Source organism: Culturomica massiliensis, from assembly GCF_900091655.1.
Classification (GTDB): Bacteria; Bacteroidota; Bacteroidia; order Bacteroidales; family Marinifilaceae; genus Culturomica; species Culturomica massiliensis.
The window spans coordinates 3,241,682-3,255,275 of the sequence record NZ_LT594621.1; the positions used below are offsets into that span (position 1 = coordinate 3,241,682).

At 35.9% G+C, this 13,594-nt stretch carries 9 protein-coding genes; all 9 read left to right on the forward strand.

What is annotated here, in order from left to right; genetic code table 11:
* Positions 1–14 precede the first annotated feature (14 nt).
* The 9 genes from BN8908_RS14570 to uvrC all read left to right on the forward strand — a co-directional run bounded on the left by BN8908_RS14570 (position 15) and on the right by uvrC (position 13,499).
* On the forward strand, positions 15–1,736 hold the full coding sequence (locus BN8908_RS14570) for a tetratricopeptide repeat protein (RefSeq protein WP_021987729.1): 1,722 nt from the start codon (positions 15–17) through the stop codon (positions 1,734–1,736).
* A gap of 30 nt (positions 1,737–1,766) precedes the next feature.
* Positions 1,767–2,630, forward strand: coding sequence for a lipoprotein insertase outer membrane protein LolB1 (lolB1, locus tag BN8908_RS14575; protein ID WP_068691391.1), 864 nt, complete (start codon positions 1,767–1,769; stop codon positions 2,628–2,630).
* Positions 2,631–2,643: 13 nt separating this feature from the next.
* Positions 2,644–3,849, forward strand: coding sequence for a murein hydrolase activator EnvC family protein (locus BN8908_RS14580; protein ID WP_068691394.1), 1,206 nt, complete (start codon positions 2,644–2,646; stop codon positions 3,847–3,849).
* Positions 3,850–5,396: 1,547 nt separating this feature from the next.
* Positions 5,397–7,235: a coiled-coil domain-containing protein gene (locus BN8908_RS18620; RefSeq protein ID WP_148453366.1), complete on the forward strand. Its 1,839-nt coding sequence runs from the start codon at positions 5,397–5,399 to the stop codon at positions 7,233–7,235.
* Positions 7,228–7,626, forward strand: a complete 399-nt coding sequence (locus BN8908_RS14590; RefSeq protein WP_021987733.1) for an ATP-binding protein — start codon at positions 7,228–7,230, stop codon at positions 7,624–7,626. The genes BN8908_RS18620 and BN8908_RS14590 overlap by 8 nt, the downstream gene beginning before the upstream one ends.
* A gap of 11 nt (positions 7,627–7,637) precedes the next feature.
* On the forward strand, positions 7,638–8,066 hold the full coding sequence (gene ybeY / locus BN8908_RS14595; protein WP_021987734.1) for an rRNA maturation RNase YbeY: 429 nt from the start codon (positions 7,638–7,640) through the stop codon (positions 8,064–8,066).
* Between the two features lies 1 nt (position 8,067).
* Entirely contained in the window at positions 8,068–9,951 is a 1,884-nt protein-coding gene (gene mnmG / locus BN8908_RS14600; protein ID WP_021987735.1) for a tRNA uridine-5-carboxymethylaminomethyl(34) synthesis enzyme MnmG, read from the forward strand.
* A gap of 53 nt (positions 9,952–10,004) precedes the next feature.
* Positions 10,005–11,642, forward strand: a complete 1,638-nt coding sequence (gene ade, locus BN8908_RS14605; RefSeq protein WP_068691398.1) for an adenine deaminase — start codon at positions 10,005–10,007, stop codon at positions 11,640–11,642.
* 42 nt (positions 11,643–11,684) lie between these two features.
* Positions 11,685–13,499: an excinuclease ABC subunit UvrC gene (uvrC, locus tag BN8908_RS14610; RefSeq protein ID WP_068691400.1), complete on the forward strand. Its 1,815-nt coding sequence runs from the start codon at positions 11,685–11,687 to the stop codon at positions 13,497–13,499.
* Positions 13,500–13,594 lie beyond the last annotated feature (95 nt).

A 13,594-nucleotide genomic window follows, 5' to 3' on the forward strand; every position in this document is an offset into this window, starting at 1 on the left:
CTGAATAAAGGAATATGAAGATAGGATTTGTTTTTTTTCTTATTTTTCTTTTGAATATCAGTGTTTTTGCTGACGATAAAAAGAAAGTGGACGGTTATGAGAGTTTGGATGAAAAATCAAAACTGGAATTTGATTATTCCTTTATGGAAGGTATCCGGTCTAAAATTACGGGTGATTTACAAACGGCTTTGGGATGGTATGATAATTGTTTGAAAATATATCCGGAAAGTCCTGTTGTTAAGTATGAAATAGCCAATATTCTTGTATTGACGGAAGATTATAACGGTGCTTTGCAATTGGCCCGTGAAGCTGTAGCCGGTAATCCGGGAAATTTATGGTATAAATTATTATTGGCTAATGTATTGCAGAAAAAAGCTATGATTGAAGAAGCTTGTAATGTATATGCCGATATCATAGCAAAATATCCGGATAAGGAAGAGTTTTATTTGATAGAAGCGAATTTGTACACTTCTGTCGAAAAATGGCAACAGGCAATAGATGTATACGACCGCTATGAAAAACAGAATGGCATAACGGAGCCTGTTACGATAGAAAAAATAAAGCTTTATACAAAACTTAATAATTTAAAAGGAGCTTCTAATGAACTTTTGAAATTGATTCGGAAATATCCGGAGAAAAATGAATATTTGAGTTTGCTGGCCGAGCTTTATTTTAATTATAACCAGGATAAGAAAGGATTGCAAATATTGAATAAGTTGTTGGCTGCAGATCCGGATAACGGTTTCGTCCATTTATATCTTTCTGATTATTACAGGGATAAAAATCAATTGGAAAATGCTGATAAACATGTAAGGAAGGCATTGTTGAGTGATGAACTTGATAATTCTTTTAAGGTACAGTATATTTTGAAATTGGTTTTAAGTGGTGATACAATTAAAGTTTCTGACAGTCAATTGAATGCTTATGTGGATTTATTAGTTAATAAGTACAGGGACGATCTTTCGATCCGGGCTTTGCATTCTGATTTTCTGAAAAAAGAAAATAAATTGAATGAAGCGAGAGGTGAATTGGAATATATTCTTTCTCAGGATAAAAATAATTTCGCTATCTGGCAGGAATTATTGCTGTTGTGCAATGAAATGACGGATACGGCCTGTATGTATACAAAAAGTGTTGAAGCTATTAAATATTTTCCGGAGCAACCTTTGCCTTATGTTTTAGCGGGTATTTCTTTAATGATGGAGAAGAATTATAAGGATGCCGTTGATTTCTTTAAAGACGGATTAAAGCTTACTGATGAAAATATACATTTAAAGGCTCAGTTTTATTCGTATCTCGGAGATTGTTATTATAATCTGGACAGTGTTCAGGAAGCGTTCCGTATGTTTGACAACGTATTGAATATTAATCCGAACGATGCGATGGTTTTGAATAATTACGCTTATTATCTTTCACTTTTGGGTGAGAATCTGAGTAAAGCCGAAAGAATGAGTTCCCAGGCTGTTACTTTGGAGTCTGAGAACGGAACTTATCTCGATACTTATGCCTGGGTTTTGTATATGCGGAAAGATTATTCTCAAGCTTTGTATTATATGAAGTTAGCTATGCAATATTCAAAAGAGGTTTCCGGTGTATTATATGAGCATTACGGTGATATATTGTATATGAACGGAGATAAGGAGAAAGCTGTGGAGATGTGGAAGAAGGCTATGGAAGCAGGAGACGAGACAAGCAGTGATCTTCCGGCTAAAATTTCCGGAGAACATAAATTTTAATTTCTTTGGAACGTTGAAAGTGGGTATCAAATGAACAGATTTTTTTTCTTTCTGTTGTTTTCATGTTTGCTGTTTTCTTGCAGTCCGATGAAAAAAGCAGTTATTTATAAGGAAACCAGTAATATCGGTGAAGTTAAACTGTTTAAAAATATAGAGAATAGTGAATTAAATTATAATACATTATATTCTAAAAAAGTAGAACTTTCAGTCGATATAAACGGGAAAGAAAACAGTCTCAAAGGTATGCTGAGGATTCGAAGGGACAGTTTTATATGGATGTCTGTAACTGCTCCTTTAGGAATTGAAGTAGCCAGAATATATCTGACGCCTGACAGTGTAAAATTTTTAGATTCTTACAACAAGAAATATCTGTTGACAGATTACGGATTCTTTTATGATAGATTTGGTATAAGTATCAGTTTTTCGTGCATTCAGAAGATATTGACTAATGTATATTTCAATTTAGAGGATTGTAGCAGTAGTGAATCCAGGAATGATAAGTTTAAATTTGAGCGGACAGACAATGATTATGTGCTTTCGAATATCCAGAAAAGAGCGATAAACCGAAAGATCAAGAAATTTTTTAAAAAGAAAAGAAAGAATAAGGATTTTGCATTGGTATTGCAAAAAATACATATCGATCCGGAGTATTTTCGTCCGTATAAATTGACTTTGGAAGATTTGGAAGAAGATATGGGTATAACTGCTGTATACATTGATTTTAAAGATATTAACGGAAAAATTTTTCCGGAAAAAATGATTTTTAGTTCAAATTTCGATGAGAATAGAATAAAAGTTGTGTTGAAACTTTCCCGTTTGGAATTTGATGTAAATGTAACACCTACTTTTCGGGTACCTGCGAAATATAAACAATTAATCAGTTCCACAGAGTAGTAAATTTATGCTTATGAAACTTCCATATAATGGCATATTATTGATTTTATTTCTGTTTTTATGCGGATCGCTTACTGCTCAATCTATCAATCAGATTAAAAAGGAAAAAGAACAAAGTGAAAAGCAGATTTCTTATTTGAATAAATTGTTGAAGGAAACACAGAACAGTAAATCGTTTTCTTTGGAAAGACTGAATCTTATTCAACAGAAAATAGTGCAGAGTAAGCGCATAATTAATTCTTTAAATCAGGAAGTCCGTTATTTTGAAGGTCAGATTCAGAGTAATGAAAAAAGAATTTCAGAGTTGATTGCCGACAGGGAATCTATGCTGGATTTATACGGTAAATTGATTTACGGTTTGTGGAAAAAAAGAAATAAGACGGATCGTTTGATGTTTATTTTTTCTTCTTCCGATTTTAATCAGGCATATAACCGTTATAAATATTTTGAGCAGATTCAAAATTATTCCCGGCGGCAACTGTCTCAAATTTCGAGGATCAATGATTCACTTTATATCCGGAATGATAGATTAAAGAAATATATACTTCAGAAAAATGCAGCTTTGGATGATATCAATGCTAAAAATAAAGACCTTTCACAGCAGCAGCAAAATGAAAATCAAATAATCGGGGATTTTCGGAAAAAGGAGAAAGAGATTACGGGAAAATTACGGAATGAGCAGAAGAAAAGAGAGCGATTGACCCGGGAATTAAATAAGCTTATTGCTGAACAAGCTAAAAAGTCCGGTGGTTCTTCGGGTAGTTATAAAATGACTCCGGAAGAAAAACTGATATCGGATGATTTTGCTAAAAATAAGGGTAAATTGCCTTGGCCGGTAAATCAGGGAATCATTTCAGAAAAGTTCGGAATCAATTCGGATCCTGTATATAAACAGATTAAAATGCCGAACAACGGTATCAATATAACAACTTTGAGGGATGCTGATGTAAGGGCTGTTTTTAATGGAGTGGTTTCAGAAATTATACTGATTCCGGGATTTAACAACACTGTAATTGTCCGGCACGGAAATTTTCTTACGGTATATGCTAATTTGGTGAATATTGTTGTAAAAAAGGGACAAAAAGTATCGACTAAGCAAACGATCGGAAAAGTAGCTTATGATACTGAAAAAGGGAGTATTTTAAATTTTCAGTTATGGATTATTAAAACTAAACAAGATCCCGATAAACAAAATCCTGAAATATGGTTGGCCCGATAAGATATTCTTTTTTATGAGTAATTGTTAGAGACTTTATTATATTTGCGGTAGTGTAGAGAAGGAAGATGATTAATAGATATGAAGGTTTAAGAAATAACTTAAAACGTCTTTTAAATCGTTTCGGATTAGAATTGTTAGGTTTTAATCTGTTGAAAGGTGTTGTTATTTTTTTAGTCTATATTCTGGTCTATTTATTATTGTATTGGGTTCTATTCCGTTGCTCCTTTTTGACTGTCGGTTTTAAATCATTTCTCTATTATCTCTTTTGGACAGGGGTATTTACAGGTATTTTTTATTGTTTTATCTATCCGGTAGTTTTGTTTTTTATTTCCCGGAATTTTAAGAGGTCGTTTCTGTTAAAAAAATTTTTGCGGGAGGTAAAAGTACCGCGGGATATTTTTATTACTCTATTCCATTTGGCTTTTCGTTTTGATGCAGTACCCGGAGACCCGGATTTGAAGAAAGCTGCTTTTGTACAGAAATATGAATCGCTTATTGCGGAAAGGTCTGTTGTTTTCGTACCTTTTCGGAAAAAATGTTTCCGGTTTATCGTGAGTACTTTGTTTCTGATTTTTGTATTGTTTGGTAGTCATAAATTTTTTTTGCGTATTTACGCAGATTTCTCAAATTATCAGGAAGTATCGGTTCCCGGAATGAATATCGATTTTCATTTATTGAATGAATCTTTAAATGTGGAATATGGGAAACCGTTTCAATTGCAGTTGCTGGTAAAAAACGAATATTTGCCGGATGATAATGTATTCGTTTGTTTTGGCGGGGGTGAATTTTACATGAATAGGAAGGATTCCGTGTTTGTTTACGATTTTGATGTCGTGAATAACGATATACGTTTTTCTTTTAAAACATCGGGTGTTGAAAGTCGTTCTTTTCAGATCAATGTATTGCCTTCTCCGGAGATAACGGATTATCAGGTTAATCTGATTTCTCCGGCTTATACAGGACTTAAGCCGGAATTATTGAAAAATATTGCAGATTTCAGGGTTCTTTTCGGTTCTGTCTTGAAATTTGATGTCCATTTGTCTTCTGTCGACTCTCTTTTTATAGGACAAACAGGGGGACAATTGATGCCTTTAAAGTTGAAAAATAATTCGAATGTTGTTTTTTCAAAGGACATCAGAAGTTCTGCTGAGTATGTGTTATACGGTTCCAATCGTTATTTTAGCCGAAAAAAATTAATTACTTTTAACGTGACCTGTATACCCGATCTGTATCCGGGTATTCAATTATCTGTTGTGCAGGACTCATTAAAGAATTCCGTTTTTTATTATTATGGTATCATTACCGATGATTACGGTTTTTCAGCTTTGCGTTTCAATTATTCAATGAATGGAAAAACAAATACGGTTGTACCTGTCAATATTTTAAAGAATACGAATACGCAGGAGTTTTATTTTGAATTTGATTTTGCGGAGTTTGCGGGTATGGATAAGACAAAAATTGATTACTTTTTTGAGGTTTTTGATAATGATTGCATTTCCGGTCCCAAGAGTACCCGTTCGGATTCAAAAGAATACCTGATTCCGGATTTGAATGCGATATTTGATTATAATGCAGAAGTAAATGCTCAGGTAAACAATTCTTTGAATGAAGCTGAGAAATTGGCAAAAGACATTGTTTCGGGAGTTAAGGATCTTCAGAAAAAAATGCTGGATAATTCCGTTGATAATTGGGAGAAACAACAATTAGCGAAAGATATTGTTGAGAAAAAAGAAAAACTTGACAAACTTCTGCACAAAGTTCAGGAAGACCATTTGAAGAAATCGGCTCTTAATAATAGTTTTACCAGTCAGGACAGTATTCTGATATCTAAGCAGGAAAAGATTCAGGAGCTTTTGGATAAAATTATGGATGACGAGATGAAAAAACTGATGGATGAATTTTCCAGGTTATCCGATGAATTTTCCAAAGATAAGTTTCAGGATTTGGATGAAAAGATGAAGCTTAGTTTTGATCAAATGAGTGAAGAGTTGGATCGGAATATTGAATTATTGAAACGTTATCAGGTAGAAGAACAGCATCACATGCTTTCCCAACAATTCGATGGCTTTAAACAGTCTCAGAAAAATTTGGAGGAAGCGTTGAAATCGAACGATTTGAGTAGGGATTCCTTGAATAAAATAAATAATGAATTAAAAAATAAGTTAGAAAATATCAGGAATAATTATGATCGAATGTTGAATGATAATCAGCAGTTATCAAAACCTTTTGATTTGAAAAAAATGAGTGATGATTTTAGTGAATTGTCACAAATGATTGATAAACAAAAAGATAATATTTCGAATAAGAAAGACAATTCAAAGACATCTGAAGATATAAAGGAAAAATCCGGGGAAATTTCCAAAGAGTTGGAAGAGCAACGGCAACAAAATTTTACGAAAATGTCAATTCCTGAGAATGATATTGAATTGATTATTCAAAATATTTTAGTAATTTCGTTATCTCAGGAAGAGTTGTTAAAACAGTTCTCGGAAACTCCTGCTCAAAGCGCGCGTTATAATGAATTAGGTCGGTTGCAGGATTTGAAAAAAATGGAATATAAGATTGTCAAAGACAGTTTGTCTCTTTTGGCGAAAAGTAATTTGATGTTAGCTTCGGTATTGAGTGATAAATTTTACGATATAGAAATTAAATTCGGTTTGTTGCCTGGTTATATTCAAAATAATAAGCGTAGCGAGTTGTCCAGAGAACAGCAGTATATTATCAGCTATTTGAATGATATGGCTTTGGCGTTGAGTGATGCTTTGCAAAAGAGTCAATCAGAGGGTAAAGGTTCCGGTAAGGGTTCTGATCAGAAGGGGAAGAAAGGAAACGGGGAAGGTCAGGGAAGTGGAAAAGAGGGGTATGAAGGGATGAAAAAAATTCAGAGTGGTTTGAAAAAACAATTGGAAAATTTAATTTCTCAAATGAAAAACGGGGAAAAAGGTAAACCTTTACAGCAAGGTGTCAGTAATATGATTCGGGAAAATGAACTTTTTAGAAAAAGTCTGAATGATTTTATGTCACAAGCTGCTACTCTTTCTCCGGCTGAAAGGCAATTATTGAACGAAATCAATCAACTTCTGGATGATAATATCCGGGATTTGTCTAATTATTCGATTTCGGATAATTTGATGTATAGAAATAATCAGGTTTATAATAAATTACTTCTTTCTGAAAAAGCTTCTAAGGAAAGGGAAGAATATGAAGAGAAAAGAAAGTCAGTGACGGCTACAGAGATGAAATATAAACGACCGGAAGCATATTTTAAATCGGCAGAACGTCGTATTCGTATGGTGAAAACTGATCTAAATAAATCGGATATGAAATTGAATCCTTATTTTAAGAGTTTGTACAATAATTATTATATCAAGCTTGGTGATGAATAAAGCAGAATTATCTATTCCGTCTGAAATCGGAAATATTATCAAAGTTGAGAATTTTATTGAAAGTTTTACGGAAACTTTCAATTTGCAGCCTGAACTTTTTGGAAAGATTAGTTTGTCTGTGATTGAAGCAGTGAATAATGCTATTTTATCCGGAAATAAACTGTCGGCGGACAAACTGGTGACTCTTGAAGCCTGGATGGATCCGGAGAAATTTTATGTCTCTGTGGCTGATGAAGGTGAAGGTTTTGATTATACGCATATTCCTGATCCTACTTTGCCCGATAATCTGACAAAAGATGCCGGACGGGGACTTTATTTGATGAAAACCCTGACTGACGAACTCGTATTTGAAAACGACGGTTCGAAAGTGACTTTGGTTTTCAATTTGTAATCCTTATTCTGATGAGGGAGGTTTTGTTTTTTAAAGAGGGTGTAGAATATCCTGTTTTTTTTTCAGAAGCTCTGATTAATAAATGGCTTGATTCAATAGCTGTTTATTATTCGAAAAAGATAGGTGCATTGTCTTTTATTTTTTGTTCTGATGATTATATCCTGGATGTTAATCGTAACTATTTATCCCACGATTATTACACGGATGTAATTACTTTTGATTATTGTGAGGGAGACCTTCTTTCCGGGGATGTTTTTATTAGCCTCGATACTGTTTATTCTAATTCTCTTCAGTTTCAATCCGGATTTGAAAATGAGTTTCATCGGGTGATTTGTCACTCTGTGCTTCATTTAATAGGCTATAAAGATAAAACAGATGCAGATAGTAAAATTATGCGTCTGAATGAAAATATTTGCTTAGAACTTCTTAAAACGCTTTAAAATGGCAAATTTGTTACCCGATTATGATGTTATTGTCGTAGGGGCGGGTCATGCAGGATGTGAAGCGGCTTGTGCCGCTGCACATCTGGGATCGAAGACACTACTTATTACATTGGATATGAATAAGATAGCTCAAATGTCCTGTAACCCTGCCATTGGTGGTATAGCTAAAGGTCAGATAGTCAGGGAAATAGATGCATTGGGCGGAATGACGGCTATAGTTACGGATCGGAGTTCTATTCAGTTTCGGATATTAAACCGGTCGAAAGGACCGGCAATGTGGAGTCCGCGTGCTCAATGTGACCGGATGAAATTTTCGGCTACCTGGCGTTCTATTGTGGAAAATACGGATAATCTTGATTTATGGCAGGATGATGTAATAGGTTTGTTGACGCAGGAAAACAGGGTTATAGGCGTGAAGACTGCTTTGGGGGTCGATTTTAGGGCAGAGCGGGTTATTTTGACAAACGGGACGTTTTTAAATGGTTTGATGCATGTCGGAAATGTGAGTTTTCCCGGTGGAAGAATTGGGGAACCTTCTTCTTATGGGCTTACAGCCCAGTTAAAGGAATTGGGATTTGAGACGGGGCGTATGAAAACAGGGACTCCTGTCCGGATCGATGGCCGGAGTGTTGATTTTTCAAAATTGACTGAACAAAGCGGAGATAACGATTTCCACCGTTTTTCTTATTTGAATTTTGATTATGTGAATACTTTGGTTCAAAGGTCTTGTTACATGGCTTATACGAACGAATGTGTTCATCATGCCCTTCGGGAAGGTTTTGAAGACAGTCCTTTATTCAATGGAACCATTCAGAGTATCGGACCGCGTTATTGTCCGAGTATAGAGACTAAATTAAATACTTTTTCGGACCGCAACAGTCATCATCTTTTTTTGGAGCCGGAGGGGGAAACGACGACTGAATTTTATTTGAACGGTTTTTCTTCTTCTTTACCCTGGGATGTGCAGTTGAAAGGGCTTCGTCTGGTAGAAGGTTTTGAGCATGTGAGGATTTATCGTCCCGGTTATGCTATCGAATATGATTATTTTCCGCCGCTTCAGCTTTATCATACTTTGGAGACGAAACGAATGGCAGGACTTTATTTTGCCGGTCAGATAAACGGAACGACAGGATATGAAGAAGCGGCAGCTCAGGGATTGATGGCCGGTATTAATGCACATTTGTCTTTGCATTCGGACCAGGAGTTTGTTCTCCAGCGTGACGAAGCCTATATCGGTGTTTTGATTGATGATTTGGTGACTAAAGGAGTGGATGAGCCATACCGGATGTTTACTTCCCGGGCTGAGTATCGTATTTTGTTGCGTCAGGATGATGCCGATGTCCGTTTGACGCCTAAAGGCTATGCCCTAGGATTAGTTAATCAAGATAGATATAATATTTTTATTGATAAATTGAATAAAAGAGACATTTTGATTGATTTTATTCGAAATTCTAGTGTTAAACCGGATGTGATCAATGATTATTTGGTTTCGATCGGATCGGCTTCTTTGCGGCAAAGTGTTAAATTGACGGATGTACTCGGACGTCCTCAGGTTTCTCTTTTTGATTTATTGAATCATTTTAGTCCTTTGAAAGAATTTGTATCCGAGCATTCTATCCGGGATGAAATTTTGGAAGCGGCGGAGATTTTGATTAAATATTCCGGTTATATTGAAAGAGAGAAAATGATTGCTGATAAATTGGCTCGTTTGGAAAATTTGGTTATTGCAGGAAAATTTAATTACGATGAACTGACAAATTTGTCAATTGAGGCCCGGCAAAAGTTATCGAAGATTCAGCCTCGTACCATTGGGCAAGCTTCCCGGATCAGCGGTGTTTCTCCGGCTGATATCAATGTATTGTTAATTTTGATGGGCAGGTAGTCGCACCTTTTTTGAATGTTCCACGTGAAACATTTTTTTTTCTTTGATGTATTATGAAGAAAGTAGAAGGAAATATTGTAGATGTTTTTGAACGGCGGATTTATCCGGGAGAAATTTTAATTTCTCCCGATGGAAAAATTTCAGAAATTCTGCCTACGAATAAGAAATATGATTGTTTCATTCTTCCCGGTTTTGTCGATGCTCATGTGCATATTGAAAGCTCTATGCTGATCCCTGTCGAATTTTCAAAGATGGTTATTCGGAGAGGAACCGTAGCTGTCGTAAACGATCCGCATGAAATTGCCAATGTGATGGGAATAGCCGGTGTGCGGTTTATGTTGGAAAATGCAACGAAAGCTGAGATTAAAATATTTTTCGGAATTCCTTCCTGTGTACCGGCAACTCCATTTGATTCTGCCGGGAGTGAATTAACCTCTGACGATATATTGGCTTTGTCTGGACATGATCAGTTTGTGGCTTTGTCAGAGATGATGAATGTTCCTGGGGTATTGCAAAAGGATGCGGAGGTGATACGGAAATTAGAAATTGCCCGGAACCGGAAATTGCCGGTTGACGGACATGCACCTGGTTTAAATAAGTATGAATTGAAAGCCTATGCTGAAGCCGGTATTTCTACGGATCATGAGTGTGTGAGTTTGGAGGAGGCATTGGAAAAAATTGCTTCAGGAATGAAAATTATCATTCGGGAAGGAAGTGCTGCTCAAAATTTTCAAAATCTGCATCCATTGATTCAAATGTATCCCGATCGTTTGATGTTCTGTGTAGATGATGCTCATCCGGACGATATTCTGCGTAATGGTGAAATCGATAGGTTGGTGAAAGAATCTATTCGTTTGGGGTATGATTTGTTTGATGTTTTGAAAATTGCTTCAATAAATGCGATAGAACATTATCATTTACCTGTCGGTATGCTTCGAAAAGGCGATGATGCAGATTTCGTAATAGTCGAAAATTTGGAGTCATTCCGTATATTGTCTACTTATATTGATGGTATCGAAAAGTATAATTTGACGGTTTTTCCCGATCTGTCGAATCAAAATCGGTTGAATTATGAGGGGTTGAATTGTTTTCAACACGATTTGATTTCATTTACGGATTTGCAAAAGCCGGTGACTATGGAGCATATACCTGTCATACAAATTAAGGAAAATGAAATTGTAACGGCAAAGTACGAATATAATCTTCCTTCGGTTCCGCTCAATAACCTGGAATCAGATCTTTCTCAGGATATATTGAAAATTGTTTATTTGAATCGTTATGCAAATCGAAAACCTCAGATTGCATTTATTCGGGGATTCGGGTTGAAAGAAGGAGCGTTTGCAACAACAATCGCTCATGATTCTCATAATCTCTTGGCCGTAGGAGTAACTGATGCGGATTTGGCAGAGGTGATCAATCGGGTTATCGGATTGAAAGGTGGTTTAGCTGTGAAGAATCAAAACGGCATACATGTATTGTCTTTGCCGATAGCCGGAATAATGACGGATCAACCTGCGGAGCATGTCGCAGAACGTTATAATTTTTTAAATGAAGAATTGAAAAGATCAGGTTGTATCTTAAAATCTCCGTTTATGACTCTTGCTTTTATGTCTCTTTTGGTAATTCCTGAATTGAAGATCGGAGAAAAGGGTTTGTTCGATTTTAATAAGTTTGATTTTATTGCCGATTAACGCTATAACGGCAATTCATATAAATGATTAATTGGACAAGGTATGGCTTTGTATGATGACGCTTTACGGGAAAAGATCAGTAAATTACCGGCACAACCCGGAGTTTATCAATATTTTGATGCTTCGGGTAATATTATTTATATAGGTAAGGCTAAAAATTTAAAGAACAGAGTATTATCTTATCTTAATAAAACAAATCAATCTAATAAGACGTTATTATTGGTTCGTAAAATCAATGATTTACGTTATATTGTCGTTGATACGGAGCAGGATGCTTTATTACTTGAAAACAATCTGATTAAAAAATACAAGCCCCGCTATAATATTTTACTCAAAGATGATAAGACTTATCCCTGGATTTGTATAAAAAAAGAGTATTTCCCGCGGGTATTTATTACCAGGCGTTTGGTGAGGGACGGATCTGAATATTTCGGACCTTATACTTCTGGTCGCTTTGCTCATATGCTGATGTCTCTGATCAATTCATTGTATAAACTGCGCAATTGTAATTTGCAATTGTCTCCTGCAACTATTGCTGCCGGTAAATTCCGGGTTTGCTTGGAGTATCATATCGGAAATTGCCTGGGGCCTTGTGTCGGTAATGTTTCGGAAGAAGAGTATAACGAATTTATTGTCAATATCCGGAATATCTTAAAAGGAAATGTTTCCCAGGTGATCGAATTTATGACGGGCCGTATGAAAAAGTATGCCACTGACATGCAGTTTGAGAAGGCCCAGTTTATGAAAGAGTCTGTAGAAGCTTTGCGTAATTATCAGTCTAAATCAACGATTGTCAGTACATCTCTGAATAATATCGATGTTTTTTCTTATTTGGAAGACGAGCGCTATGCTTATATAAATTATTTACGGATTGTGCATGGGGCCATCAATCAGGTTCATACTATAGCATTGGAGAAGAAGATGGACGAGGATAAAGAGGCTTTGTTTTCTTTTGCTATCTATGAGATCCGTCAATTGATGCGCAGTGAATCTAAAGAAATCATTGTTCCTTTTCTTCCGGATATTCAATTATCTGGTTTACAATATGTTATACCTAAAATAGGAGATAAGAAACAACTTTTGGAGCTTTCGGAACGAAATGTGGCTTATTTTAAGCTGGACAAAGATCGCCAACGGGCAGTTGTGAAGGAAGATTCAAAATTCAACATTTTGAAAACGATTAAAACTGAATTGAAATTGCCGGCAATTCCTCACCGGATGGAATGTTTCGATAATTCGAATACACAAGGGACCAATCCAGTGGCTTCCTGTGTGGTTTTTATAGACGGGAAACCGGCTAAAAGGGAATATCGTAAGTTCCACGTGAAAACAGTTGAGGGACCGGACGATTTTGCTTCTATGGAAGAAATTATTTTCAGACGTTATAAACGTGTGTTGGATGAAGGCCGCGAGTTACCGGATCTGATTGTTATCGACGGAGGGAAAGGACAGTTGCATTCGGCTGTAAATAGCTTGAAAAAACTGGATTTGTACGGTAAGGTTCCGGTCATCGGTTTGGCCAAAAGGATGGAGGAGGTTTATTATCCGGGAGATAAAGATCCTTATTTGCTGGCTAAAAATTCAATCGCTTTGAAGACATTGATGCATATCCGGGATGAAGCTCATCGTTTCGGCATTACTTTTCATCGTCAATTAAGAGAGAAACCGCTGACTAAGAGTGAATTAAATTCTATTAAAGGAATCGGTGGCAAAAGCGAGGAACAGTTGGTCCGGCATTTTAAATCCGTAGAGAACATAAAGAAAGCCTCTATTGCAGAATTGGCTACTGTGGTCGGCATAAAAAAAGCTGAAATGGTATATGTTTATTTCCATCCCGATACTTCCCTGATAAGTTGACCGATACTGTTGGATTTCGGTTTTTAATATTCTGTATGGAGCCGTTTTTAAAGGGATTTTAATCGTTCTTTTAAGTATGAAACAGTATTTATTAT